Source organism: Mesonia profundi, assembly GCF_031085155.1.
In the GTDB taxonomy this organism is placed as follows: Bacteria; Bacteroidota; Bacteroidia; order Flavobacteriales; family Flavobacteriaceae; genus Mesonia; species Mesonia profundi.
In genome coordinates this window covers 23,289-48,473 of record NZ_JAVHUL010000019.1, presented here as the reverse complement: position 1 = coordinate 48,473, position 25,185 = coordinate 23,289, and the positions used below count along the sequence as shown (strand labels likewise).

Here is a 25,185-nt window from a genome sequence, read left to right as displayed (position 1 = left end):
TCTTAATGCGACATTACGTATTTAAATTGGTATAAATTCTAATTGATTTTTAGAATCTAGAATTAGAGTTCTACGCAGAAAAACTTAAGTCTAATGCAAAATGCGCAAAGAAATAAAACCTTATGTTTTCTTCTTTGCGCATTTTAAATAAAATACAAGTCTTATGGGCTATCTTACTTTTTATAAGGATAGTTCATATAACCACCTTCAAGGTCGTAAATTTCTTTAAACCCCATTTTTTGTAATTGATTCGCTGCTTTTCCACTTCGGTTTCCAGAACGGCAGTAAATATATACCGGCTCTTCTTTATCTAACTTTTCAAACTGAGTCGTAAAGCTCTCATTTTGTAAAAAGTCGATGTTTAAAGCGTCATCAATCTCTCCTTCCTTAAATTCTTCTGGAGTACGAACATCTACCAGTTGAACCTCTTTGTTGGTAACTGCTTCCTTAAATTCTGTAGCAGAAAGAACTTCAATGGTGTTGGTCTGTTGTGCATTACAAGCAGTTAAAGTGCTGATTAAGGTCAGTATTAAAACTATATTTTTCATTTTTTTGGTGTTTTTAAATTCATAAAAGCAATCTTCGCTTATCGATTTTTAAAGATAAGAAATCTAGCAGTAAAAATACGTAACCCATGTTACCAAACTCCACATGAATTCTTATCTTGTTTTCTGAAATTTCTGCTATGGATCACAAAAAAACCTATGAGTTAATAGGAAATATAGACATTTATGTACTCGATCAAATTTTAAAAGGAACCTACCAGCCTGGGCAATCTATTCTAGATGCGGGTTGTGGTGAAGGAAGAAACCTAAAATGGTTTTATCAAAACGACTTTTCTCTTTATGGAATAGACAGCAATCCCGAACGCATTAAAATAGCGCAAGAAATTTACTCTAAAATAGCAACACAGCTAAGGATAGGGGACTTAGATAATTTGCCTTACGGCAGAAGTAGTTTCGATCACATTTTATGTTCTGCAGTATTGCATTTTGCAAAAAACACAGAACATTTTCAGGCGATGTTTAAAGAATTAATTCGGGTTCTAAAAGCTTCAGGAACTTTATTTATTCGCGTATCGTCAACTATTGGTTTGCAAGGAAAGAATGGTTTTGTACAAGATAGTCAGACTAACGAAAATGGGAATTTTTACATCACTCGAGAACTAATTTCAGCGCTTTTAGAAATCCATCCTTTAAAACTTATGGAGCCTGTAAAAACGACCAATGTGCAAGACCTGCGGGCGATGACGACTTTAGTGTTTCAAAAAGAATAAAAACGAAAAGAGCGACCATCTCTTGCCGCTCTTTTCTACTAACCAACCAAAAATTTACTTTCCCTTCGTTGAGGGGTTATTATGAGGCCTTGTTGGACGAATCCAATTCAGGCGTATTTTTTTTTTTTAAGGTAGACGGACAAACATAATTTGTCGTTTCTATTCCTGCTTCTTTGATCGCTTTGAAACCGCCTTGAATATCAATCAGATTGTGAATCCCACGATTTTTTAAAATAGACGAAGCAATCATACTGCGGTATCCACCTGCACAATGCACATAGAAAGTTTCTTTTTCTGGATATTCTGCCATATGATCATTAAGGTCAGAAAGGGAAGTGTGGTGAACATTTGGTAAATGTTCTGCTTCAAATTCTCCCGGCTTTCGTACATCAAATACAGGAATATCTTTTTCATCCTCTTGAGCTTTCTTAAACTCTTGTGCGCTAATAGAAGTTACGGTATCGTATTCTTTACTCGCTTTTTTCCAAGCTTCAAAACCACCTTCTAGATAACCTAAAGTATGATCAAAACCTACACGAGATAAACGGGTGATGGTTTCCTCAATGCGATCGTGGTCTGCAATTAAAAGAATAGGCTGTTCTACATCTTTAATCAAATCTCCTACCCAAGGTGCAAATCCTCCATCAATTCCTATAAAAATAGAACCCGGAATATGTCCTTTGGCAAAATCCTGGGCTTTTCTTACATCCAGAATCACAGCGCCAGTTTCATTGGCTGCAGCTTCAAATGCAGTTGGACTTAAAGCGCTATTTCCACGTTTGAGTACTTCTTCAATATTTTTGTAGCCTTCTTTATTCATCTTCACATTCATCGGGAAATAAGCGGGTGGAGGTAATAAACCGTCGGTTACTTCTTCTACAAATTCTTCCTTGGTCATATCGCTACGAAGCGCGTAATTCATCTCTTTTTGATTCCCTAACGTATCTACCGTTTCCTTCATCATATTCTTTCCACAAGCAGATCCTGCGCCATGAGCCGGGTAAACCGTAATATCATCTGCCAAAGGCATAATCTTAGTTCTTAAACTATTATATAAAATTCCTGCCAAGTCTTCTTGCGTCATATCTGCTGCTTTTTGAGCAAGATCTGGACGTCCTACATCTCCTAAAAACAAGGTGTCTCCCGTAAATAAAGCATGGTCTTTTCCATTTTTATCTCTTAAAAGATAAGTGGTACTTTCCATGGTATGTCCCGGTGTATGAAGCACTACAAAAGTAAGTTCTCCCAATTTAAATTCTTGTCCGTCTGTAGCGGTGGTAGATTCAAAATCTGGGTTTGCATTTGGGCCAAAAATAATAGGAGCTCCTGTTATTTCTGATAAAGTAAGGTGTCCCGAAACGAAATCGGCATGAAAATGGGTTTCAAAAATGTACTTGATTTTTGCCCCAGAAGCTTCCGCTTTGTCTATATAAGGTTGTACTTCGCGAAGCGGATCAATAATCGCTACTTCCCCCTGACTTTCAATATAGTAGGCGCCCTGTGACAAACAACCCGTATAAATTTGCTCAATTTTCATAATCTCTAAGTTTAAGTTTTTATTGTTTTTTTGCTTCCGCGGAAGCTTTGCTCTTCAGGTAAAATTAAACGTTTTTAGGTTTGATTTTAGTAACCAAGGTTACACAATTAGCTCTTTGTAAATAATATAAATCCCCATCAATAATACAAACCAACCAAAAGCTTTTTTTAGTTTTTTTCCATCAATAAATTGGTTTAACCAAATGCCTATAAATATCCCAAGTACTGAAAGTGCTGTAAACGAAAGTAGAAAACTCCAATCGATATGATGGGTTTGTACATCGCCCAAAAAGCCTATAAGAGATTTTATAGCAATAATAAATAGGGAAGTGGCCACCGCTTTTTTCATAGGTAATTTGGCCAATAGTACCAAAGCAGGAATAATCAAGAAACCACCTCCGGCTCCTACAATCCCCGTGATGGTTCCCACCACAAGTCCTTCTATAATAATAAGCGGGTAATTATAGGTGATGACTTCATTTTCGTGGGTTTCTTTATTTTTATTCCGAATCATCGAAAGCGAGGCAAGTAACATAATGACGGCAAAAAACAGCATAATTGCTAGGTTTTTGGTCACTACAAAATCACCTACCAGAAACAATTCTTCGGGAATAGCAGGAATCAAAAAAGCTCTTGTAAGGTAAACGGCAATAAAAGCAGGAATAGCAAAAATGATAGCTGTTTTAAAGTCTACCATGCCTTTCTTCATATTCCTAACGGCGCCCACAAGAGAAGTGGTTCCTACTATAAATAGAGAATATGCTGTGGCGATTACGGGATTAAGACTAAGGGCGTACACCAAAATAGGTACGGTGAGAATAGAACCGCCGCCACCAATTAAGCCTAAAACGAGCCCTATGAGTAGCGCTCCTACATAACCAAAAATTTCTGTAATTTCCATCTGTCTAATTCACTAATTAATACCATTTTTACTTTGAAGTTGTGATAAAATAAAATGATGATTTTATTCTTTATACGAATTAGAAAAATGAAGCATAGCCTTAGTTATGGTTTCTTTTTATCTTGAAGTAGAAAGGAAAAAAGGGCATTTTATTGTCTCTATTTTAACGTAATGATGGTATAAAACAAATGTATAGCGTTTTAGAACTGAATTGGGTAACTGATGTTACAAGACCTCAATAAAACTACGGTGTAATTTTATTCGGTCTTTATTCTCCATTTTTTTTAGCAATCTAGACACTACCACCCTGCTCGTATGCAAGTCTGTTGCAATTTGTTGATGCGTGGTGTAGATGTGTTTGCTGTTTAGAATCTTCATTCTCTCTTGCAGGTATTTCTCTAAGCGCTCATCTAGATTATTAAAGGCGATATTATCTACACTTTCTAGCAGCTCCATCATTCGCGCGTGGTAACTGGAAAAAACGAAGTTTCGCCAAGTTTTATACTTGCTAGACCATTCTTCCATCTTTCCAATGGGAATCATTAATAGCTTTACCGGAGTTTCGGTGATGGCGTGAATTTCACTTTTGGTATTTCCCATACAACAAGTCATCGTCATCGCACAGGTTTCTCCTCTTTCTAGGTAATAAAGCAGCAATTCTTGTCCTTCTTCGTCGTGACGCATAATTTTGATGCTTCCCGAAAGTAATAAAGGCATCGATTTGATGTATTGTCCTGGTTTTATTAAATCTTCCCCCTCTTGTACCTCCATAAAAGTGGCTACACGATTAATTTCTTCTATAAGTGCAGGTTCAAACTGCGAACCGTAATATTTTTTAAGCTCCTGAATCATGGGTTGGATTTTTTTTATGATTTTACAATCCCTGTTATGAAGAAATATGTCAAAAAAGCACTTCATTTTGTCTTTACAAAACCTAATTCTCCTTAAAGCGAAGATAAGACTTAAGCACAGATTTACTTCAGGCAAATTCATAATTTAGTCTTAAGTCTATTGTTTAGTGGCAAGGGAGGCATTCTAATTTTAAAAAGTTTATTTTAGTGATTATGAATTCAAAAAGTAGATCTCTTCTAAAGGCCTTATTTAAAATTATGGCGTTGGTACTTCTAGCGCTTAGCTTTGTTCCTTACTTTTTATACCAAATTTGGTGGATCGATATATTTTCTAATTTCCAAGTGCAATATTTGGTGTTGATGCTTCTTTTGCTACTCATTTTTGCTGTTCAGAAAAATATGAAATGGATACTTTTTTTATCTGTGGGGATTATTTTTAGTGCCTATCAAATTTATCCTTTTTATGTAAACGCTTCCGCGGAAGCGAAACATGAAACTGAAGAACTTATTTCTATAGCGAGTATCAACGTGTTGTCGAGCAATAAAGATGTGGCTGCCGTAGCGGAATTTATAAAAGAAAAAAATCCAGATATTTTGATGCTAGTAGAACTAACTCCTCGCTGGGATCAAGATTTGGTTGAGGTGTTGCGAACTTACGATTATCAGCTAAAAGAGGTGCGGGAAGATAATTTCGGAATTGGGGTATGGAGTAAAATCCCTGTCGAATTAGATATTCTTTATTTCTCTAAATACCAATTGCCTTCCATTTTGTTAAGCTATAAAGCAGAAGGAACCTCACTTTCTCTTATTGCGACCCATCCATTTCCTCCAGTGGGACAGCAACAATTTGAGCAAAGAAACCGCCAACTGCAAAAGATCGCTGCCTTTTTAACTACCGAAAAACCACAGAATGCAGTGGTTATAGGAGATTTAAACACTTCTTCTTTCTCCCGAAACTTTAAAAACTTTAAATAAAAAGCGGGACTCAAAGACAGTCGGGAAGGTTTTGGCTTGCAAAGCTCTTGGCCAGCAGGCGTTTTTCCGCTTCAAACTACCTTAGATCACGCATTAGTCAGTAAAAATATTAGGGTCAAGAAAAGAGAGGTAGGGGAGAATATCGGTTCAGACCATTTACCAGTTTATCTTGAGATTTATCTTCCGTAAGAATAAAAAAACTCAGAATCTTCATTCCTTCTATTTTATAAACATTCTTATTTTTTTAATCCCTCCAGAGGGTTTAATTCCCCGAGGCCCGCCCGTGTAACGTTCGGACGGGCTTGCCTCGAAATTTTAAAAAGTATTTTTCTATTCATACCTCGTGCGCTTGGATCGAGGTTCTGGATTTATTCAATAAAAATAATTCATTAAATAATATTAATATAATTTTGAATATTATTAATTTTATACTTACTTTTATTTAAAATAGGATTGTAAAATGAAAAAACTACCCGTGAAATGTCCCAGTTGTACCAACAGCTTAAAAGTAAGTCAGCTTTCTTGTGAGGCATGTGAGACCATCATTTCTGGAAGTTTTGATTTGCCGGTGTTAGTAAATTTACCTAGGGAAGATCAACAGTTTATTTTAGACTTTATGCTTTCCGGCGGAAGCTTAAAAAAAATGGCTACACAATTAAATAAGAGTTATCCCACCGTGAGAAATATGCTAGATGAAATTATTGAGAAGTTAAATCAAATTAAGCGTTAAGAATGAACTATAAATTACTTTACAATCCGTTTGAACGTTTTCAAGAGCGTTTTTTGATTTCTGTAGGGATTATAGCCCTGATAATTGGTGCTTTGTTGGCGTTTTATTTTCAGGCTCGCTTTGATGGCGTTTTAGACTTACATTTTGTATCTCAGGTAGACTTGTGGCAAACTTTTGCAGATCAGGCAGTCAATGTTGTCTGTTTGTTGGTTTGTTTAGGAGCGGTGGCTTTTTATATGAATAAAAGAACAAGAATTATTGATGTTTTGGCCGTTTGCTTATTTGCAAGAATTCCCTATTACTTACTGAGCTTTTTTAATGTGAATGGCCTTATGGTGAAGGTTTCAGAAGAAATTTTAAAAGATCCTATGGGGATAACCACCGGAAACATTGCAATTCCTCATCTTTTGCTACTGCTGGTTTTCTCGGGACTTTCATTATTAGCCATTATTTGGCAGTTGGTTCTTTTATATAACGGGACAAAAGTAGCTTCGAACGCTAAAGGAACAAAATATAGTATCTTGTTTGTCATCGCCATTATTGTGGCAGAAATATTCTCTAAATTATTAATTAACTACTAAGCCTTATGAAATATCTATCTTTTATTCTAGTCAGTTTTATTGTTTCCATCACTATGCAAGCTCAGGAAGTTACGGGCGATTGGTACGGAGCTTTAGACATACAAGGTCAAAAACTTCGTATTGCCTTTCATATTGAAAATGAAGGTGATGACTTAAAAAGTACGATGGACAGTCCAGATCAAGGTGCCAATGGCATCCCCATGGCAAATACTTCTTTTCACAGCGATACCTTGACGATTTCGGCTCCCAATATGATGATGACTTATACGGCGGTTTTAAAAGCAGGTGAGCTTACAGGAAAATTTCAACAAGGAGGGATGAGTTTGCCTTTGCAGTTAAGTTCAACCGAGAAGAAGATCAACAGGCCGCAAACCCCAAAAAAACCTTATCCTTATTTAGAGGAAGAGGTAACTTTTGAGAATGTAACCGATACAGTTATCTTGGCAGGAACTTTAACCAAGCCTAAAGACCTAAAAAATTTTCCTACCGTAATTTTAATTACCGGCAGCGGACCACAAAATCGAAACGAAGAGTTAATGGGACACCAGCCTTTCTTGGTGCTATCTGATTACCTAACGCGTAACGGAATTGCGGTTTTAAGATACGATGATCGCGGCGTTGGGGAATCTACGGGGAAGTTTCAAAATTCTACCATTTTTGATTTCACCGAAGATGCCAAAGCTGCGGTAGCTTACTTAAGAAGCAGAAAAGATATTGATCCTAAAAAAATTGTCTTATTAGGACATAGCGAAGGCGGATTAGTAGCTCCCTTGATCGCTTCAAAAGATAAAAAGCTAGGAGGAATCGTTCTTTTAGCTGGCCCTGGAGTGCGTTTAGATAAAGTATTATTGCAACAGCAAAAAGATGTTTATGGAGGTTCTGGTATGCCTAAAGCTAGCATAGACTCTATTATCGATTTAAATACAGGTATTTATGAGGTGTTAAATACGGTAGATAGAAAACAGTTAGATAAGAAAGTGGGAGAATATGCTAAGAAGAAATCATTGTCAGATTCAGAGATTTCAAAACAACTGGAGCAGTTTGAGGACAACTGGCTTTATTCGTTCATCACTTATGATCCCACAGCCGCTTTACAACAGGTTTCTTGTCCTGTTTTAGCACTTAACGGTTCTAAAGATGTGCAGGTAAATGCAACTCAGAATTTAACTTCTATTAAAGATAATCTCGCTCAAGGCGGAAATAAAAACGTTACCGTAAAAGAGTTGGAAGGTTTAAATCATTTATTTCAGGAAGCAACAACGGGAATGCCTAATGAATACGGACAAATAGAGGAGACTATTTCTCTTAAAGTTTTGGAGATTGTCAAAGAGTGGATCCATACGAATTTATAGGCTATTCGGTTAAAAATAATTACTTTTACTGAAAACTAAAGTGATGAAAAAAATAATCCTATTGTTTTCTGTATGTGCAGTATTGATGAGCTGTCAAGAAGAAACTTCTCAAGCCAAGGAAGATTATGATAAAACCTTAAAAGAAGTTTTTGCTTACCATGATGAGGCGATGCCAAAAATGGGAGAAATAGCCAATTTGATAGCTACGCTAGAGAAGAAAACAACCTTGGAAACAGGGGAGCCTGATGAAGAACTTCTCAAAGCAGAGCAAAGATTGAAGCAGGCGCACGATCATATGATGACTTGGATGAAAGATTTTTCTGAGAATTTCCCAGATGTTCATACCGAAAAAGACTTAAGCGAGGAAGAGTGGCAAAAAGAAAAGAAAAAATTAGAACCTGAAATCACTTCAGCCAAAAAAATGCGAGATGACGTGTTTGAAAGTGTGGCTTACGGAAAAAAGGTTTTAGGTGAGGATTAATCAGAACAGTATCTTTTATAACTAAATAAGTATCTATGAAAAATTCTTACTTTACGAATCTTAACTTACCCAAAACAGATTTTGCACTCTTGCTTTTTAGAATTGCCATTGGCGGAATGATGCTCGTTCATGGGATTCCTAAATTAATTCAATTATTTAGCGGAGAAGAAATTGTATTTGCAAATCCTATTGGGATTGGGGTTACAGCAAGCTTAGCTTTGTCTGTTGTAGCCGAAGTTATTTGCTCTGGTTTAATTATCCTAGGGCTAGGAACTCGTCTTGCCGTTATTCCATTAATTATAAATATGGCGGTAGCAGTTCTTATATATCATGCTACCGATGGTTTTCAAGCACAAGAATTAGGAGCCTTGTATTTAATTTGTTATGTGGTACTTTTCTATTCTGGAAGCGGAAAATACTCTCTAGATTACAAATTTTTAAAGAAGTAATTATTCTTCCTTGTTGATGTATTTTTTTAAATACTTGGCATCTTTTTTAATGCCACCAAGCGTTGCAGAGCCGCGCGTATGCAGCCAAGGTAAGCCAATAAAGTAAAGTCCCTTCATTGCACTGATGCCTCTTTTATGTTTTGGATAGCCTTCTTGAGTGAGTTCTAAACCTTTAATCCAAGAAAAATTGGGACGGTATCCTGTGGCCCAAACAATATTTTTGATATCGCTTATAGATTTTTCATCGGTTTCTATTTGATGCTGATGAGCGTCATTGGTTCTTCCCACGGGAATGACATTTTCTCTGTCTAAAATTCCTTTTACATCGGTTCCAATAACAGGCTGTCTAGAGTGACTTATCTTTTTCCCTAGGTAAGAATCTTTGCTGAAGCTTAAAAATCCTGTTTTGGTAAACCACCACCAGAGTGTTTTTCCTAGAATTTCTTGAGGCAGCGTTTTAATATTCGTATCTCCAGAGAAATAGGTTTTTCTCTCCTTTTCGGAAGAGACCTCGTTTAATATTTGAACTCCGCTATCTCCATCTCCAACCACCATCGTAGGGCCAGCTTTTAATTGAGAAGGACTTTTATAAAAATTACTATGAATCTGAAAAATATCTTCTGAAATATCTTCAGAACAAGGCGGCGTATACGGAATGTGAAATGGTCCCGTGGCAATAATTACATTCTTAGCTTCATATGTCCCACCTTTATGCGTAAGAATAAACCGATCCTCTTTCTTTTCAATTTTCTCTATTAAAGTAGTTAGCTGTAAAGGGAAATCAAATTCTTTGACATAAAGTTTAAAATAATCGGCTACCTCGTATTTGTTAGGGTAATGTCCTTTTGGGGCAGGAAAATCTAATCCTGGGAGGTGGTTAAACTCAGTTGGCGTAAAAAGGGTAAGGGAATCCCATCTATTAAGCCAAGAGGCACCTATTTCCTCTTCTTTATCTACCATGATAAATTTTTTATCGAGTTTTTGTAGGTAATAAGATATAGATAAACCAGCTTGAGCAGCTCCAACGACTATAAAATCTAACATTTTTTTTATTTCAGGAATAATACACTTTTTAAGAAATATACACAAGTTTAAGAATGCTTAATCCTTCACAGAAGACTTAATTTCTTTAAGAATTCTCATTATCTTGGATTTGTAATAATTGAATTTATCTAGAAAGTCTCCCTGCAAGATTCCTCCTCTTTTAAAGAAAATTTTTAGTAGTTTTATAAAAAAAATCACTAGTGTTCGATTAGAAATTTAAAGATCGCAGTCGTCTTAATAATGGAAGTTAGAAACAAAGCATTTGTATAGCTATAGTCTATTTTTTACACTGGGTAATTCTGGAATTAAATATTAAACTATTGTTTGCTAAAGGATTGGAATTAAATCTTACTTCTATTATCTAAAAGCGGAGCGGCCCGCCCGAACGTACCACTTCGGTACGGGCAGGTCTAAAATCTTAATCGGACACGACTAAAAAAAATCAATGCCCGAAGAAGAGATTAATTATGTATTTGTGATGCTATGCTTAGGAGCGTTAGTCATTGCTTTGGTAGTGATTATCTTGATAAAATCCGTTTCTTTGGTAGAACATCTCTACAGTTACTTTTACAAGAAACCTCTGTACACGCATTTTTATTTTAGGGTAAAAAAACTTTCTCCGCAGCACCAAGAATTTTTAAAACAAAATTTCTTATTCTATACTAGGCTTTCAACAAAGCAACAGCGATTTTTTCAGCATAGGCTTGTCACTTTCGTGGCTCATAAAAGTTTTGAAGGCAGAGATGATTTTGAAATCACCGAAGAGGTAAAGCTTTATATTGGTGCCACCGCAGTGATGCTCACGTTTGGGATGCGTAATTTTTTACTGAATCGGTTGCAGAAAATTATTATCTATCCCGATGTTTACTTTTCTACCATTAATAAAGTGAAGCATAAAGGAGAGTTTAATCCACATTTAAAAGCCTTGGTTTTTTCTTGGAAAGATTTTCTAGAAGGCTTTGACAACGATAAGGATAATGTGAACCTTGCCATTCACGAATTTATGCATGTGATTCAAATCAATACGCATAATCATAAAAATATAAGTGCGGTAATTTTTAGTGATGCCAATAAAGAATTGGAGAACTTGTTAAAACAAGATCACCTTAGGCATAAGCTGATCAATTCTAGGTATTTTCGGGAGTATGCATTTACCAATAGAGTCGAGTTTTTAGCTGTTTTGGTGGAGTCTTTTATCGAATCTCCGCAGGTTTTTGAGCAGAACTTCCCCGAGTTTTACAAGAAAATCAAAGAGATGCTTAATTATCACTTCGCTGGATATTAGCATAAAACCCGAAGTGGAAAATTTAGTTTGAAATTGTCGTGAATAAACTTAGGCAACTGTTTATATATTCTGAAACATGAGACTTCTCGATACAATTCGTTTTTCGTTAACACTTCAAACTAATTACTCGAAGTGACAAATTGAGTTTACTGTCTGTTCGAGTGCTATTTTTTCGTAACGCAGAGAAGAAAAAATAGTGTATCGAGAACTACTACCAATTTTACCTCTTCTTTTATTTTGGAATATTAAAGTTATGTTGCAAATCGTTTTCAATTATCACCTCAAAGTAATTAATTGAAGTTATAGTTAGTGGACACAAAAAAAGGACAGTTTGAAAAACTGTCCTTTTTGAATTCTTGCTGATATTAACCCATTAGCTGATGCTTTTCTTAGCAGCAGTCGCTACTTCGTGGTCATTTTCTACCGAACTTCCCGATACGCCAATGGCTCCAATAATTTCTCCGTTTTTATCTTCAATAAGTACGCCTCCTGGGAAAGTAATAAGTCCGTTATTAGAGTGTTCTATATTAAATAAAGGTTGTCCTGGTTGCGAAAGTTTTCCTATTTCTCCGCTTTCCATATCAAAATAACGTGCGGTTTTAGCTTTTTTAATAGCAATATCTACAGATCCTAACCAAGCGCCTTCCATTCTACCAAAAGCCATTAGATTGGCTCCTGCATCTACCACTGCGACATTCATTTTAAGGTCGAGTTCTTTAGATTTTTTTACTCCTGCTTCTACTGCTTTCTGTGCTTGTTCTAATGTAAGTTTCATAAATTATATTTTTCCTTAAGTTAAGGAACATCAACGCCAATAGAAACTTATTAAGAAACATCTAACGTTTTTTTGTGCTAGGGATAGCAGTGGCATCCTTTTTTCTATTCTTGAGAAAGAATAGAAAAAAGATATAACGAATAGCCCGACCCACATGAAAGGTGGGGAGCACCCAAATGCTACTCTTTATTTCTTACATAAATCAATTTAAGCCTACCTTTCTGATTGTCTCGAGATTCAATTTCAAATTGGTCGATAGAATTAATCATCGGCGTTAACTTGTGAAAACCGTAGTTACGACTATCAAAATTAGGTTGTTTTTTTTGCAATAAACTTCCTACATCGCCCAAAAATGCCCATCCGTCTTCATCGGTTACATCAGCAATCGTGGAAGCGATAAGCTCGATGACTTTAGGAGTGATTTTATCCACATCATTTTTGGTACTCTTTTCTTTCGAATCTTTGGAGGCGCTCGCTTGTTTGGACTTGTTCTTTAAGATTTCAATATAAATGAATCTATCACAAGCCACGATAAAAGGTTCTGGCGTTTTCTTTTCTCCAATTCCAATCACGTGCTTTCCCGCTTCGCGCAGTCTGGTTGCCAATCGCGTAAAATCACTGTCGCTAGAAACCAAGCAGAAACCGTCTACGCGATCTCCATAAAGAATATCCATAGCGTCGATAATCATGGCAGAATCGGTAGCATTTTTACCTTGCGTATACCCATATTGTTGAATGGGATTAATGGCATTTTCTAGAAGAACTTTCTTCCATTTATTTAGGTGAGGTTGGGTCCAATCCCCATAAATACGCTTGATAGTGGGATTGCCGTATTTGGCAATCTCTTCCATCATTTCTTTAACGTAAGCAGAGGTGATGTTGTCGCCATCAATTAAAACAGCCAGATTGATATCCATAAATTTATTTTTTTTAAAGGTAATTGAAATTGATTAACTATTGATGTTCTCCATAATGATTTTGGCGTGGATCCTAGAATTCTCGATAAACCATTTGTGCGTTTCCAGTCCGCCGCAAATCACGCCCGCCAAGTAAATTCCTTTTTGGTTGGTTTCCATAGTTTGCGGATTGTAGGTCGGGATTTTTTTCTCTGTCTCACCAAGCGTAATCCCCATAGATTTTAAAAAGGCAAAGTTGGGTTGATATCCGGTAAGGGCCAAGACAAAATCGTTAGGAAGCACTTTCTCTCCTTTTGGACTGCTTATTTTTATGTCGTTGCCACGGATTTCTTTCAGCTCCGATTCATAATAAGCGGTAATACTACCTTCTTCAATACGATTGATAATGTCTGGTCTTACCCAATACTTTACGCGCTCACCAATAGACTTTCCGCGAACAATCATAGTCACATTTCCGCCTTTGCGGTAGACCTCTAAAGCTGCATCTACAGATGAATTACTCGCGCCTATCACGGCCACATCTTGTCCTGCATAATAATGAGGATCGTTATAATAATGAGTCACTTTGGGTAAACCTTCCCCAGGAATATTTAGGGGATTGGGAATGTCATAAAAACCCGTGGCAACAATAATATTTTTGGTAGTGTAGGTAGCTTTGGATGATTTTACTTCGTATTTTTCTTCCTTCCGACTTACCTTTTCTACTTTTTCAAAAAGCTGAACCTGGAGCTCATTAGAAGTAGCAATGCGTCGGTAATATTCTAAAGCCTCTCTTTTGGTAGGTTTAGGATTATTGCTGATGAACGGAATATTGTCTATCTCCAATTTTTCTGACGTAGAAAAAAACGTCATATTGGTAGGGTAGTGGTACAAGGAATTTACCAAAGGGCCTTTCTCTATGATGAGGTAATTAAGATTTCTCTTTTTAGCTTCTAAGCCGCAAGCAATCCCAATGGGACCCGCGCCAATAATGATCACATCTAAAGTTTTATTCAAAACAGATTGCGTTTAAATTGGTTTTATTAGGAAACGAAAAAAATTCCGATAAGGAAATATTAGGCTTCCAAAAAATTAATCTTCAGTTATTTGTTAGTGATTTCTTTTAGTTGCTTGATGGTGGTTTTTGGGTCGTCAGATTTAAATACAAAACTTCCCGCAACCAATACATCGGCTCCTGCTTTCACTAATTTCTCTGCATTTTGATCGGTTACACCACCATCAATTTCAATGAGCGTAGAAGCATTGTTGTTGAGGATGATTTCTTTTAATTGCGCTATCTTTTTATACGTATTTTCTATAAAACTCTGTCCTCCAAACCCAGGATTAACGCTCATCATACACACCAAATCTATGTCTTGAATTACATCTTCTAAAAGTGCAACATTGGTATGCGGATTGATGGCTACTCCGGCTTTCATCCCAGCGCCTTTAATGGCTTGCAAGGTTCTATGCAAATGTGTACAAGCTTCATAATGTACGCTCAAAATATTGGCGCCCAAAGCCGCAAAAGTGTCGATAAAACGATCTGGATCTACGATCATTAAATGTACATCTATGGTTTTTTTGGTGTGCTTGGTAATGGCTTTTAACACGGGCATCCCAAAACTAATGTTGGGAACAAAAACACCATCCATAATATCAATATGAAACCAATCGGCGTCACTAGAGTTAATCATTTCAATATCTCGTTGAAGATTAGCAAAATCTGCCGCAAGAATAGAAGGCGCAATTAATTTATCATTTTTCATAAAAGTCTTGTTGTGTTGAATTGCAAAAATAAAGATTTAAACTGAGTCTTGATTTCAATTTAACGAAAACCTAAAAACTAGTTTTTTCTTTTTTTAAAGTGCGCTTTTCACTATTTTACTCGAAGAGAAACTTTTGATGCTTTACTCGTCGCATCTATTGGGTAGAGGTTGAGGTTTTTATTAAAATTGTTATTCCGTGGAAACGGAAATCTAAATACTTTTATATTATGATTTTTATTGAAAATGAAGGCATTAACGATCCGCATCTTAACTTGGCTTTGGAAGAATACATTCTAAGGAATTTTGATCGTGGGGAAGATTACTTACTTTTTTATATTAATGAGCCTTCCATTATTATTGGAAGAAATCAAAATACCTTAGAGGAAATCAACCAATCCTATACCGAAGAAAACGGAGTTCATATCGTGAGAAGAATTTCTGGTGGGGGAGCGGTGTATCACGATTTAGGAAATTTAAACTTTAGTTTTATCACCGATTATGATAATACCAAACTCAATAATTTTAGAAATTTCACCAGTCCTGTGGTCAAAGCGTTGAATGGAATGGGCGTAAAGGCAGAGCTAAAAGGGCGGAATGATATCTTAGTGGGGGATAAGAAAATATCTGGGAACGCTCAGTTTTCTAGTGTAAAACGAATGTTTAGCCACGGAACCTTGCTTTTTGATTGTGATTTAAGTGAGGTGCAGAAAACACTGAATGTAAAGATGAGTAAAATTCAGTCGAAAGGGCATAAGTCGGTTCGCAGTAGGGTGGCCAATATCACCGAGTTTCTGCCAGAGCCTATGGACATTCAATCTTTCAGAAAAAAAATTATTGAAGAGGTGTATCGGGAGCAGGAAAACTTTAAAACCTATCATCTTACGGAAGACGAATGGGATGGCGTAAAGAAGTTAAAAGCCGAAAAGTATGATCAATGGGATTGGAACTATGGGAAATCTCCAAAATTTAATATTCATAGAACCAAGCGTTTTGCGGTAGGAGAAATAGATATTCGGATTTTTGTGGAAAAAGGAACCATTAAGAGCATTAAGATTTACGGAGACTTTTTTGGAAAAGAACCCGTAGAAAACATAGAAGAAGTGCTTACGGGTAAACGTTACGACCTTGCTGAAATCACTACCGCTTTAGAGCCTATAGTTATTCATGATTATTTTGGAAATGTAGATCAACAAGAATTTATTGATTTGCTTTACGGAGAAGATGAGGTGTAAAAAATAAAAACCCCGGTCATCACTCCGGGGTTCATTCATCAATCAAAAAACGAACAGTTATGATACTGCTTGTTCAAGGCAAATATACTAAAATATTAGCCTAAGTATGTTTTTAAAATTTTGCTTCTCGTGGTATGCTTTAACCTTCTAATTGCTTTCTCCTTAATTTGTCTTACGCGTTCTCTAGTAAGTTCAAAGGTTTCTCCTATTTCCTCTAGCGTCATAGGTTGTTGATCTCCTAAACCAAAATAAAGACGCACTACATCTGCTTCTCTAGGAGTTACAGTTTCTAAGGCTCTTTCAATCTCTATTTTAAGCGAATCGTGTAATAACTCTCTATCTGGATTTGGCGACTCTCCAGAGCGTAAAACATCGTATAAGTTAGAATTTTCTCCTTCAATTAAAGGTGCATCCATCGAGATGTGGCGGCCAGAGTTTTTTAAAGACTCTTTCACTTCATTGATGGTCATATCTAACTCTTTGGCAATCTCTTCTGGACTTGGAGGTCTTTCGTTGGACTGCTCTAAAAAAGCGAAAGTTTTGTTGATCTTGTTGATCGATCCAATTTTGTTTAGCGGAAGTCTCACAATTCTAGACTGCTCTGCTAAAGCTTGTAAAATAGATTGACGAATCCACCAAACGGCGTAAGAGATAAATTTAAAACCTCTAGTTTCATCAAATCTTTTGGCCGCTTTAATAAGACCCAAGTTTCCTTCGTTAATCAAATCGGGTAGGGTTAAGCCTTGGTTTTGATATTGCTTAGAAACAGAAACCACGAACCTTAGGTTGGCATTGGTTAATTTCTCTAAAGCTTTGTCGTCTCCGGCTCTAATACGTTGTGCTAACTCTACTTCCTCTTCTGCGGTAATTAAATCTACCTTACCTATTTCTTGTAAGTATTTGTCTAAAGAGGCGGTTTCCCTATTGGTAACCTGTTTGGTGATTTTGAGTTGTCTCATAGAATCTTCCTGAAAATTAAAATATGGGTTATACTTTCTTATACGAGTGCTTTTGGAATAATGTTACAAAAAAAAGGAAGTATTTATTAATGTATTGATTTCTAGTTGAATATAAAGCAAAAAAATTCCTGCTTGAAAAGCAGGAATTTTTTAAGATAAACCTTAAGCTAAAATTTACTCTTCCCAAAACTCAGGAGGTTCAGGATTTGCTAATACCGCGCAATCACCGCATTCTGGTTTAACCATAAAGAAGTTTTTAAAGCCCATTTCCTGAGAAATAAAACTCTCAGTTTTCCATAAATAAAGAGAATTAGAGGTTACGTATTGTTGTAATTTATAGCCTTGTCCTGTTCCAGCTGGAGGCAAAGGATCGGTTTTGTCGAAAACCCTCACTTCACATTCTCTAAAATACTCAGGGATTGGTTCCCCAGGAAAAAAGTCTTGGTGATTAAAATATACTCTTTTAGAAGAAGTAGGAACTACTTCAAAGAAACCAATTACTTTCTTATTTGAAATGTTAACCGATCGTATGTTTCCGTTTACAAACCCAGGTTGATTGGGGGATAAAATGTTACCTTCAGAAGATAAGCCATTTAGGGCTTTGTAAAAATTATAAGCTTCTAAGCTTTGTATATATTGTGTGATTTTTATGCTATAACGTTCGTTTAGACTATAATCTGCTTTTGAAATGAACTTAATAGGATAGTCCACCAAACTAGATTCAGAAAAATCCTCAGTAGTCGTTAAAATAGCTTTTTTAGAAGCTTCAGACTTATAGCAAACTTCGTGATAGATATCTTCATCATATTCTTGCATCACAATTTCTATGGGTTCCATCCAAGGATATTCTGGTTCTAATCCTACAATTACTGCTTTATAAGGTGAATAATAGGGTGCGGTAACTTTATAGGTAGATTCATACTTAAAGCGGTAATATTTATTTGTGTTAGTCACATCGTTAGAATTTACGGCAATTTGAAGACCTTCAACTCCATCTTCATTAAACGCTTTATTGACGCTAATACTATCTAGTTCTCCTGAGTTTTCAAATTTAGAAGTGGCAGTATAGACATCATTAGCTGTAGCTACTTCTAGTGTATAGGTTATATTAGGTTCTCCTTTAAATGCCTGCTCAGAAATAAAGGTACTATCTTCTTCGTTATACGAGAAAGCATATTCAGCTCCTTGATCATTCTTTACTTTTACACTAGTGCCAGTGTTAGCGGGTTGGTAAGAGATGCTATCTATGGGGTAGGTTTTAGATACTTTAATACGCTGTTTTTCTAAGCGATTGCTAATACTCGCTTCAATAACAATTTGTTCTTCAAAAAAGTCAGAACTTAATTCATAGGGCTCGGTACAGCTTAGTAATGTGCCAAAGCCGATTAAGAAAAAGATTGTAGATTTTATATTTTTCATTTTGTTTATTTTATTTACTCTTCCCAAAATTCTGGGGGTTCGGGATTGGCATATATCGCACAATCGCTACATCTTGGTTTTACCATCCAGTAAATTTCACCATCCGGTTGGAATAAATGTAAATAGTCTGTGTTAATATTGCTGATTAGTCTAAAACGTTCGCTTGGAATACCTTTAGATAATCCAATAATATCACAATCTATAAAATAGGGAGGTAGTGGCTCTCCTTCAAAAAAATCTTGATGATTAAAATAAATTCGCTTAGATGAGGTTGCAACCACATCAAAGAAACCAATTACCTTTTTATTAGGATCACTACTAGCTTTGATATTTCCTTTTACGAATCCTGGTTGATTAGGCGATAGAATTTCTCCGGAAGAAGAAAGATTATTTAGTGTTTTATAAAAATTATAAGCATCAAAGGTTTCCACGTATTGCGTAACTTTAATGCTATAACGTTCGTTGATGCTATAATTTGTTTTAGGTATAAATTTTACTGGAAAATTAGTTAACCTATCTTCGTTTAAACTTAATGTTTGGGTTAAAACTGGTTGTTGGTAATAGTTAGTTTTGTAGCATCTTTCGGTATAGATATCTTCATCAATTTCCCAGCCAATTTCATAGGTTGGATCTAACCATACCTCTTCAGGAGGTATTTCTGTAACAGTTGCTTTTTTATTGGACCAATAAGGTGCGGTTACCTTATAGGTTTCTTCGTAAATGAATCTGTAATATTGAGAGGTTCCTGAAGGATCATAACTATTGGCTACGACCTCCAAACCTTCTACACCATCTTGATTGGTAGTTTTTTGCGCATTCAAGCTAGCCAAAACGGTTTCTGTGGTTAAAATTGAAGTTGCCGTATAGATATCTTCATTGGATACAACTTCTAGGGTGTACTCGGTATCAGGTTGAGCTTTGAATGGCTGCTCAGAGAAATAGGCTTCCTTTTCTTCATTATAAGAGAAAATAAACTCTAAGCCTTGTTCATTTTTTATTTTTACGCTAACGTCTCCTGTAGAGGGTTGGTAAATGGTGGAATCTATAGGATAGGTCTTAGATATTTTAATGCGTTGATTTTCAAAGCGATTCGTAATACTCGCTTCAATGACAATTTGTTCTTCAAAAAAGTCAGAACTTAACTCATAAGGCTCTGTACAGCTTAGTAATGTACCAAAGCCGATTAATAAAAAGAGTATAAATTTTATATTTTTCATTTTGTTTATTTTATTTACTCTTCACAAAATTCTTGGAGGCTTTGAGTTTGTGTAAATTCGGCAGTAACCCGGGCGGTGTTAAACGTTCAATAAATACTTGCACAGGTTTTACAACTTTATAAAGATATAAAAAAGCATTGTTTTTTTAGAGCTTAATTGGTGACTTCAAAATACTTTCTAATTAAAACAGGTTTTCCACTTTTGGTGAAACCTTCTATTTTAATTTCAAAAACACCACTTACATCAGAAGTGAAAAAGCTAAGATTCTTAGTCTCTTTTTCCATTTGTAATGCAGGTTTCCAATATAATTGATAGCGGTAATCGGGTATCTTATTTAATTTGACTGCTTCTTGATAATTAGGTTCATTTGGTAATCTAATAGCGTCAGGTCTATTTAAATTAGCTTTAACTCTGTAATCTTTGTCTGTTTCTAATTCGTAGTCATAGTCTTCATTTATAAAATTGACCACTCCATTAAATATTCTAGGACCAAATACATAACCTTTATTTACAAACTCAATTCTCTCGATGTTCTTAGCTGGTAGTTCAAACAAACGGTTTAAGTTTTGAACTATGGTTCCATTAAAAAGCACTAAACTACTTCCGTAAACTTCAGTAGTGGTAAAGTTTTCCCGGTCGCGTAAATAAATTTTATACGTATCGTTTTTCTGAGTGAAATAAATTTCATTTGCAATTTCGATAATGGTTTCTGCTATAGTAGGAAAGCGTTTATAATCGTCTAATTTGTATACTTTTTTTAGTGGTTCATAAAAGATTTTGGTGTCAGGATTGGCAAGAATGCTATCTTTTTTATCATCAAAATAGGCGTTTTGAATTTGTAATGCGATAGATCTTTGCTCTATATCGCTCTTCATGTAAGAATGGAGTAAAGGTGTGTTTTCAAAATCAAGTTTTTTGTAGTTGATTTCGGCACTATCTAAGCTTATACGGTAAACATTTCTATTCTCTTCTAATACTTCTATATAAGCTTTTTTAGATGCAGGAAATGGAGCTAAATTAAAAAGGAATTCACCTTTATTATTTGTACTTACTATTTTGGTTTGTGAATTTTTTCCTCCCGGAATGGATAAAGCAACAAATTTGTTTGAAACAAGATCCCCACTAATTCGACCTGCAATAATTTGACCTCTTAGCTCTGGAAGTATTGTGGTAGAATTGTTAGTGGTTTTTGGAAAATTTTGCTCGGTAAAATGAATTGGATTCATATTATTAGTGATATCCAAATTGTCCAATTTCTTTACGGAAACACTTAGATTTGCCTCTTCTAAAGCGCTTAAATCTATTTGAATTTTCTCGCGCTTTGTGTAGGTTTCTTTAGATAACTTAGCAAAGAGGAACTGTGAAGAAACTGGTTTTGATTGGACTTTAATGGGGTTTAGAGAGTCTTTTTCTTTGCTTATTAATGCCTGTTTTGGAGTTTGAAATGGATTAATAATATAAATATTGGCTTGAAAAGAATAAGAAATAGGTCGATTAAGCATCCATCTCGTATAGCCCAATAATTTATAATTACCCGTTAAAGTATTTGTAGGAATATAGATGCTTCCGCTTCCTAAACCATTTTCTAAATTTATGACTTGTTTTTTGAGCAGTTCTCCACTTGGACTTACTAATTCTATATAACCAATTTTACTTATAGAACTGTAACGTTCAAAATTTTCGGTTAAATTAAAAAAAGTATAGCGCAAACTCTCTCCTGTCAATACAGTTTGGTTATTGGTAGAGATATACACTTTTTCGTTTACCTGATCGATCTTCGATTTAAGATCTTGTCCTTTTATGGTTAGCGCAAAACAGCTAAAAATTACAAGGAATACTATTTTTTGAAAAAGAATTTTCATAAGACTTAAAATCATTAATTGCTTAAAACTTAAAATTATAACTGATAGTTGGAATTGGAATAGAAAAAATAGAACTTTTATAACCTTTTACTCTACCATTTTCAGTAACAAAATAGATATTGTAGGGATTGTTTCGGCCTAAAACATTGTAAACTGAGATGTTCCAAAAACCATGTAGTAATTTGCCTTTTCTATGATTGGCTTCAATATTAACTCCTAAATCTAAACGGTAATAATCTGGAATTCTAAAAGCATTTCTATCACTATATAAGGTAAATTCGGCATTACCATATCCATATTTACCTACAGGGTAAGTGATTGGTCTCCCCGTTTGATAGACAACATTTGCCGAAAAGCTAAATCGTTTGGTCAATTTATAATTTAACACTAAACTAAAATCATGTGGCTTATCATAATTGGTAGGGAAATATCGTCCGTCATTTACTTTTAATCCTTCAAAAGGACTATCTAATTTTAATTTAGAGCGAGAGTAAGAGTAACCTAACCATCCATTAAATTTACCTGAAGTCTTTTTAATCAAAAACTCTACCCCGTAAGCTTTCCCTTCTCCTTGTAAAAGTTGGGTTTCTAATTTTTCGTTGAGTAAGACTTCTGCGCCAGTTTTATAATCTAACATATTATTCATAGTCTTGTAATAGCCTTCTATACTTACTTCGTACATATCATTACTGAAGTTTTTAAAGAAACCAAGAGAAAACTGTTTAGATTCTTGAGGTTTAATATTCGAATTTGATAATTTCCAAGTATCTGTTGGCGATTGTGTCGTATTGGTAGATAATAAGTGAATGTATTGCGTATTGGTATCAAAACCAGCTTTAACAGAAAAGTGATCCCATAAAAAATAACGAGCAGAGAGCCTATATTCTAAGTTGCCATCAGTTTCTATTATTTCATTTTTTTCGTAGGTTTCTGTACCTATTTGGGTGGCATCACTAATAGGGAGGTTAGGGTCATAAACATTTGCTAGGGCAGGTCCTAAAGCTGCATAAAAAGAATAACGTAACCCTAGATTAAGTAATAGTTTATCACTTACTTTAAAAGCATCTCCAATAAATAAAGCAGATTCTAAACCTTTTTCTTCTTGTAAACTTAAGGGAATGATATTAGAGATTTTTCCTTTGGGGCTTATCTCACCGGGATTAATATTATATAGCTTACTAGACAAACCATAAGTAATGTTATGTTTTGGGCTATAGTTGTAATCAAATTTAGCCTTCACTTCGGTTTCATTAATATTATAACCAAAATCAAAATCATTGGTGCCGCGGGATTCATAAATGATGTCAAATCCATAATTGCTATTATTTACCAATAAGCTTGCTCTGTGGTCACTATTAAAAGTGTGTTGCCATTTGAGGTTAAGCATTAGATTATTGTATTTGTAAAGCGAATCTGAACTAACACTAAATTTATCTCTACTGTAATAAGCATTGGCTTCTAGGGTGTTGTTCTTGTCTAATTTATGATAATATTTAAAAAAGCCATCGTAAAAGGAAGCTTCACTATTTTTTAAGTTTTCATCGTCTAGAGTGTTTAAGATCCAATCGGCATAAGTAGCTCTTCCTCCAATACTAATTCCAGCTTTTTCTTTAATGATAGGGATGCTAGCAGTTAAATTACCCGTTACGGGACCTATACCTCCTTCTCCAGAAAATTTTTTTAAATTAGGTTTCTTTGTTTTAATGTCAAAAACAGAAGAAAGTCTACCTCCGTATTCTGCAGGAATACTCCCTTTGTATAAGTCTGCTTTATCTACTAAATACGGATTTACAGCAGAGAAAAATCCGAAGAAATGAAAAGGGTTGTATATGACACCTTCATCTAACAAAACTAAATTTTGATCTGTTTTACCACCGCGAACATTAAATCCTTGCGCGCCTTCTCCCACATTTGTTATTCCTGGAAGAGTAGTCACAATCTTAATTACATCCCGCTCTCCCAAAACCATCGGTACCGTTTTTACATCTTCCATATTGATAGAAGAAACTCCAGTCACGGCGGCTCTGATATTACGTTTTTTTTCACCCGAAATCACCACCTCACCTAATAAATTTACGTCGCGGAGCATATTAAAATTTAGTGAGCCATCGCTGTAAACTATTATTTTTCTGGTTTGTCGCTGATATTCTAAAGAGGAGACTTGAAGTTCGCTCTCGCCTACAGGAAGCTTCATGGTATAAAAGCCATTAGCATCAGTAGATACACTTTTGCTATTGTCTGTGGTGCTTACGCCTATAAAGGGAATAGGACTTCCCGTCTCTGCAGCTCTTACAACGCCACTAATTTTATATAACTCATCTGTCTTTTCTTTATTTTCCTTCCCAATAAATGCCAATGGTCTTTTCTGGGTTCGCGCGCTGTCTATATCATTTTTTGGATTGTAAAACTCTTGATAGAAAACGGGTTTGTTAACGAATTCATTGGGGATTGAAATAGAATCTTTTCCGAAGTAATTGTTGGGTAAATCTTTATAAATATAATTGTTTTTAGAAAAAATAATAGATTGGTTGTGTGCCAAAAAATTAATATTCGTTTCTTGTAGAAGCTCTTCCAAAATGGTAGATAGAAGCTCGTTGTTAAATGTTTTCTGAACTTTTTTTTTAGGTTTTTCTAACCATTCTTCTTTGTAAAAGAAAGGGGTTTCGGTTTTACTCTCTAACTGTATAATAGCTTGTTTCACTGAAACATTATTAAAGCTAACACTTAGTTTTTCTTGGCTTTGTTGCGCAAACGAAAAATTTATCGCGCAGAGTAAAGTTATTTGTAGTAAGAAATATCTCATTTATAGGAATAAAATTTAAGTTTAGTTAAACAGAAAGATGTTTCAATAATTCATCTATGAATTTAAGCTCATTGTCTTTCCGCAGTGTTTTGTAATTTTTATAAAACTTTTTTATAGCTTTTTTCTTTGAAGGGAATATGGAATAAAAATCGCTACGAGAGCTTACTTTGTATATTATTTCATTTTGGGAAACAAAAAAGCTTTTCATTTCTGCAAATTCATAATAAACAGAAGAGCCTTCAATTTTATCCTTTTTATTTTTTGAATGGTTTATGTATAAATGTAGGTGTTTAGAATAAGATTTCTTTTCTACAAAACTCAAATTATTGCTTTGAGCATAATTATGGTTAACTTTACTCAGGTTAATGAATTTGGTGTCACCAAAGGCAAAAGAATCCACTTTTTGGGTAATTAAATTAAGCCCAAAATTAGTGTTGGATTTTTGAAGTTTTAGAATGAGTTGTTCTTCAAACTCATCAAATTTTAAAGGAACTTCATAGTATACATCTCCTTCATAATATAAGGTTCCAGAAAGAAAATTTTTGGAGTAGTATCGAATCTTGTCATTAATAGTCCTAAAAGTATTGGAGTGTAAGGTTCCATTGTTAATTTCAAGGTTGTTTTTTCCATAAACCCGATCAAAATCCTTTAGAAGAATTGTATTGTTCTGAGCAATCAACGAGAAATTAGAAAAGAAAAAAAAAATTAAAAAATTCAGGAAAAAATATTTTTTCATTAATTGGAGGGTTTAATAAATATAAAGCTAAATGTACTAATTATTTCTTAAAATAG

Annotated in this window: 24 protein-coding genes; 9 read left to right on the top strand and 15 right to left on the bottom strand. The window is 35.1% G+C overall.

Annotation, left to right across the window (positions count from 1 at the left end; genetic code table 11):
- Nucleotides 1-173 precede the first annotated feature (173 nt).
- Nucleotides 174-548 carry a rhodanese-like domain-containing protein gene (locus RBU60_RS08550; RefSeq protein WP_308864426.1) on the bottom strand — a complete coding sequence of 125 codons (375 nt, stop codon included), beginning with the start codon at nucleotides 546-548 and terminating at the stop codon, nucleotides 174-176.
- Between the two features lie 137 nt (nucleotides 549-685).
- Between RBU60_RS08550 and RBU60_RS08545 the strand changes: the two genes are divergently transcribed.
- Nucleotides 686-1,276, top strand: a complete 591-nt coding sequence (locus RBU60_RS08545) for a class I SAM-dependent methyltransferase (RefSeq protein WP_308864424.1) — start codon at nucleotides 686-688, stop codon at nucleotides 1,274-1,276.
- 79 nt (nucleotides 1,277-1,355) lie between these two features.
- Here RBU60_RS08545 and RBU60_RS08540 read toward each other — a convergent pair whose 3' ends face one another.
- The 3 genes from RBU60_RS08540 to RBU60_RS08530 form a co-directional block, all read right to left on the bottom strand.
- The gene (locus tag RBU60_RS08540) at nucleotides 1,356-2,813 is read right to left on the bottom strand and encodes an MBL fold metallo-hydrolase (RefSeq protein WP_308864422.1); all 1,458 of its coding nucleotides are present in this window, start codon (nucleotides 2,811-2,813) and stop codon (nucleotides 1,356-1,358) included.
- A 99-nt stretch (nucleotides 2,814-2,912) separates the two neighbouring features.
- On the bottom strand, nucleotides 2,913-3,713 hold the full coding sequence (locus tag RBU60_RS08535; protein ID WP_308864421.1) for a sulfite exporter TauE/SafE family protein: 801 nt from the start codon (nucleotides 3,711-3,713) through the stop codon (nucleotides 2,913-2,915).
- A gap of 225 nt (nucleotides 3,714-3,938) precedes the next feature.
- Nucleotides 3,939-4,565, bottom strand: coding sequence for a Crp/Fnr family transcriptional regulator (locus RBU60_RS08530; RefSeq protein WP_308864420.1), 627 nt, complete (start codon nucleotides 4,563-4,565; stop codon nucleotides 3,939-3,941).
- 212 nt (nucleotides 4,566-4,777) lie between these two features.
- On the opposite strand from RBU60_RS08530, the gene RBU60_RS08525 reads away from it, so the two are divergent.
- The 6 genes from RBU60_RS08525 to RBU60_RS08500 all read left to right on the top strand — a co-directional run bounded on the left by RBU60_RS08525 (nucleotide 4,778) and on the right by RBU60_RS08500 (nucleotide 9,132).
- On the top strand, nucleotides 4,778-5,539 hold the full coding sequence (locus tag RBU60_RS08525; RefSeq protein ID WP_308864418.1) for an endonuclease/exonuclease/phosphatase family protein: 762 nt from the start codon (nucleotides 4,778-4,780) through the stop codon (nucleotides 5,537-5,539).
- Nucleotides 5,540-5,999: 460 nt separating this feature from the next.
- Nucleotides 6,000-6,269, top strand: a complete 270-nt coding sequence (locus RBU60_RS08520; RefSeq protein ID WP_308864417.1) for a DUF2089 family protein — start codon at nucleotides 6,000-6,002, stop codon at nucleotides 6,267-6,269.
- 2 nt (nucleotides 6,270-6,271) lie between these two features.
- Nucleotides 6,272-6,850 (top strand): hypothetical protein, encoded by a 579-nt coding sequence (locus RBU60_RS08515; RefSeq protein ID WP_308864416.1) that lies wholly within the window; start codon nucleotides 6,272-6,274, stop codon nucleotides 6,848-6,850.
- A gap of 5 nt (nucleotides 6,851-6,855) precedes the next feature.
- Entirely contained in the window at nucleotides 6,856-8,202 is a 1,347-nt protein-coding gene (locus tag RBU60_RS08510; protein WP_308864415.1) for an alpha/beta hydrolase family protein, read from the top strand.
- Nucleotides 8,203-8,245: 43 nt separating this feature from the next.
- Complete coding sequence (locus tag RBU60_RS08505) at nucleotides 8,246-8,683, top strand: hypothetical protein (RefSeq protein ID WP_308864414.1); 438 nt, start codon at nucleotides 8,246-8,248, stop codon at nucleotides 8,681-8,683.
- Between the two features lie 35 nt (nucleotides 8,684-8,718).
- Nucleotides 8,719-9,132 (top strand): DoxX family protein, encoded by a 414-nt coding sequence (locus tag RBU60_RS08500; RefSeq protein WP_308864413.1) that lies wholly within the window; start codon nucleotides 8,719-8,721, stop codon nucleotides 9,130-9,132.
- Here the strand turns inward: RBU60_RS08500 and RBU60_RS08495 are convergent, their stop codons facing one another.
- Nucleotides 9,133-10,176, bottom strand: a complete 1,044-nt coding sequence (locus tag RBU60_RS08495; protein ID WP_308864411.1) for a flavin-containing monooxygenase — start codon at nucleotides 10,174-10,176, stop codon at nucleotides 9,133-9,135.
- 445 nt (nucleotides 10,177-10,621) lie between these two features.
- On the opposite strand from RBU60_RS08495, the gene RBU60_RS08490 reads away from it, so the two are divergent.
- Nucleotides 10,622-11,461 carry a zinc-dependent peptidase gene (locus RBU60_RS08490; protein WP_308864409.1) on the top strand — a complete coding sequence of 280 codons (840 nt, stop codon included), beginning with the start codon at nucleotides 10,622-10,624 and terminating at the stop codon, nucleotides 11,459-11,461.
- A gap of 373 nt (nucleotides 11,462-11,834) precedes the next feature.
- On the opposite strand, the gene RBU60_RS08485 is transcribed toward RBU60_RS08490, so the two are convergent.
- The 4 genes from RBU60_RS08485 to rpe all read right to left on the bottom strand — a co-directional run bounded on the left by RBU60_RS08485 (nucleotide 11,835) and on the right by rpe (nucleotide 14,901).
- Nucleotides 11,835-12,236, bottom strand: a complete 402-nt coding sequence (locus RBU60_RS08485; protein ID WP_308864408.1) for a GlcG/HbpS family heme-binding protein — start codon at nucleotides 12,234-12,236, stop codon at nucleotides 11,835-11,837.
- A gap of 179 nt (nucleotides 12,237-12,415) precedes the next feature.
- Nucleotides 12,416-13,153, bottom strand: a complete 738-nt coding sequence (locus tag RBU60_RS08480; RefSeq protein ID WP_308864407.1) for an NYN domain-containing protein — start codon at nucleotides 13,151-13,153, stop codon at nucleotides 12,416-12,418.
- 33 nt (nucleotides 13,154-13,186) lie between these two features.
- Nucleotides 13,187-14,149, bottom strand: a complete 963-nt coding sequence (locus RBU60_RS08475) for a YpdA family putative bacillithiol disulfide reductase (protein WP_308864406.1) — start codon at nucleotides 14,147-14,149, stop codon at nucleotides 13,187-13,189.
- Between the two features lie 86 nt (nucleotides 14,150-14,235).
- A complete protein-coding gene (rpe, locus tag RBU60_RS08470) occupies nucleotides 14,236-14,901 on the bottom strand; it encodes a ribulose-phosphate 3-epimerase (RefSeq protein WP_308864405.1) in 666 nt (221 codons plus the stop codon).
- Between the two features lie 227 nt (nucleotides 14,902-15,128).
- On the opposite strand from rpe, the gene RBU60_RS08465 reads away from it, so the two are divergent.
- Complete coding sequence (locus RBU60_RS08465) at nucleotides 15,129-16,133, top strand: lipoate--protein ligase (protein WP_308864403.1); 1,005 nt, start codon at nucleotides 15,129-15,131, stop codon at nucleotides 16,131-16,133.
- A 95-nt stretch (nucleotides 16,134-16,228) separates the two neighbouring features.
- Here RBU60_RS08465 and RBU60_RS08460 read toward each other — a convergent pair whose 3' ends face one another.
- The 6 genes from RBU60_RS08460 to RBU60_RS08435 form a co-directional block, all read right to left on the bottom strand.
- The gene (locus tag RBU60_RS08460; RefSeq protein WP_308864401.1) at nucleotides 16,229-17,092 is read right to left on the bottom strand and encodes a sigma-70 family RNA polymerase sigma factor; all 864 of its coding nucleotides are present in this window, start codon (nucleotides 17,090-17,092) and stop codon (nucleotides 16,229-16,231) included.
- Between the two features lie 174 nt (nucleotides 17,093-17,266).
- The gene (locus tag RBU60_RS08455) at nucleotides 17,267-18,511 is read right to left on the bottom strand and encodes a DUF4249 domain-containing protein (protein ID WP_308864400.1); all 1,245 of its coding nucleotides are present in this window, start codon (nucleotides 18,509-18,511) and stop codon (nucleotides 17,267-17,269) included.
- A 14-nt stretch (nucleotides 18,512-18,525) separates the two neighbouring features.
- Nucleotides 18,526-19,728, bottom strand: coding sequence for a DUF4249 domain-containing protein (locus RBU60_RS08450; protein WP_308864399.1), 1,203 nt, complete (start codon nucleotides 19,726-19,728; stop codon nucleotides 18,526-18,528).
- A 152-nt stretch (nucleotides 19,729-19,880) separates the two neighbouring features.
- A complete protein-coding gene (locus RBU60_RS08445) occupies nucleotides 19,881-21,590 on the bottom strand; it encodes a hypothetical protein (protein ID WP_308864398.1) in 1,710 nt (569 codons plus the stop codon).
- Between the two features lie 22 nt (nucleotides 21,591-21,612).
- On the bottom strand, nucleotides 21,613-24,291 hold the full coding sequence (locus tag RBU60_RS08440) for a TonB-dependent receptor (RefSeq protein ID WP_308864397.1): 2,679 nt from the start codon (nucleotides 24,289-24,291) through the stop codon (nucleotides 21,613-21,615).
- A gap of 127 nt (nucleotides 24,292-24,418) precedes the next feature.
- On the bottom strand, nucleotides 24,419-25,129 hold the full coding sequence (locus tag RBU60_RS08435; RefSeq protein WP_308864396.1) for a hypothetical protein: 711 nt from the start codon (nucleotides 25,127-25,129) through the stop codon (nucleotides 24,419-24,421).
- Nucleotides 25,130-25,185 lie beyond the last annotated feature (56 nt).

Coding starts and splice junctions, on each gene's coding strand:
- RBU60_RS08490 (WP_308864409.1), top strand. CDS start 10,622: ATGCCCGAAGAAGAGATTAATTATGTATTTGTGATGCTATGCTTAGGA.
- RBU60_RS08435 (WP_308864396.1), bottom strand. CDS start 25,129: ATGAAAAAATATTTTTTCCTGAATTTTTTAATTTTTTTTTTCTTTTCT.
- RBU60_RS08535 (WP_308864421.1), bottom strand. CDS start 3,713: ATGGAAATTACAGAAATTTTTGGTTATGTAGGAGCGCTACTCATAGGG.
- RBU60_RS08520 (WP_308864417.1), top strand. CDS start 6,000: ATGAAAAAACTACCCGTGAAATGTCCCAGTTGTACCAACAGCTTAAAA.
- RBU60_RS08540 (WP_308864422.1), bottom strand. CDS start 2,813: ATGAAAATTGAGCAAATTTATACGGGTTGTTTGTCACAGGGCGCCTAC.
- RBU60_RS08465 (WP_308864403.1), top strand. CDS start 15,129: ATGATTTTTATTGAAAATGAAGGCATTAACGATCCGCATCTTAACTTG.
- RBU60_RS08525 (WP_308864418.1), top strand. CDS start 4,778: ATGAATTCAAAAAGTAGATCTCTTCTAAAGGCCTTATTTAAAATTATG.
- RBU60_RS08495 (WP_308864411.1), bottom strand. CDS start 10,176: ATGTTAGATTTTATAGTCGTTGGAGCTGCTCAAGCTGGTTTATCTATA.
- rpe (WP_308864405.1), bottom strand. CDS start 14,901: ATGAAAAATGATAAATTAATTGCGCCTTCTATTCTTGCGGCAGATTTT.
- RBU60_RS08480 (WP_308864407.1), bottom strand. CDS start 13,153: ATGGATATCAATCTGGCTGTTTTAATTGATGGCGACAACATCACCTCT.
- RBU60_RS08450 (WP_308864399.1), bottom strand. CDS start 19,728: ATGAAAAATATAAAATTTATACTCTTTTTATTAATCGGCTTTGGTACA.
- RBU60_RS08505 (WP_308864414.1), top strand. CDS start 8,246: ATGAAAAAAATAATCCTATTGTTTTCTGTATGTGCAGTATTGATGAGC.
- RBU60_RS08455 (WP_308864400.1), bottom strand. CDS start 18,511: ATGAAAAATATAAAATCTACAATCTTTTTCTTAATCGGCTTTGGCACA.
- RBU60_RS08485 (WP_308864408.1), bottom strand. CDS start 12,236: ATGAAACTTACATTAGAACAAGCACAGAAAGCAGTAGAAGCAGGAGTA.
- RBU60_RS08460 (WP_308864401.1), bottom strand. CDS start 17,092: ATGAGACAACTCAAAATCACCAAACAGGTTACCAATAGGGAAACCGCC.
- RBU60_RS08545 (WP_308864424.1), top strand. CDS start 686: ATGGATCACAAAAAAACCTATGAGTTAATAGGAAATATAGACATTTAT.
- RBU60_RS08530 (WP_308864420.1), bottom strand. CDS start 4,565: ATGATTCAGGAGCTTAAAAAATATTACGGTTCGCAGTTTGAACCTGCA.
- RBU60_RS08500 (WP_308864413.1), top strand. CDS start 8,719: ATGAAAAATTCTTACTTTACGAATCTTAACTTACCCAAAACAGATTTT.
- RBU60_RS08550 (WP_308864426.1), bottom strand. CDS start 548: ATGAAAAATATAGTTTTAATACTGACCTTAATCAGCACTTTAACTGCT.
- RBU60_RS08510 (WP_308864415.1), top strand. CDS start 6,856: ATGAAATATCTATCTTTTATTCTAGTCAGTTTTATTGTTTCCATCACT.
- RBU60_RS08445 (WP_308864398.1), bottom strand. CDS start 21,590: ATGAAAATTCTTTTTCAAAAAATAGTATTCCTTGTAATTTTTAGCTGT.
- RBU60_RS08515 (WP_308864416.1), top strand. CDS start 6,272: ATGAACTATAAATTACTTTACAATCCGTTTGAACGTTTTCAAGAGCGT.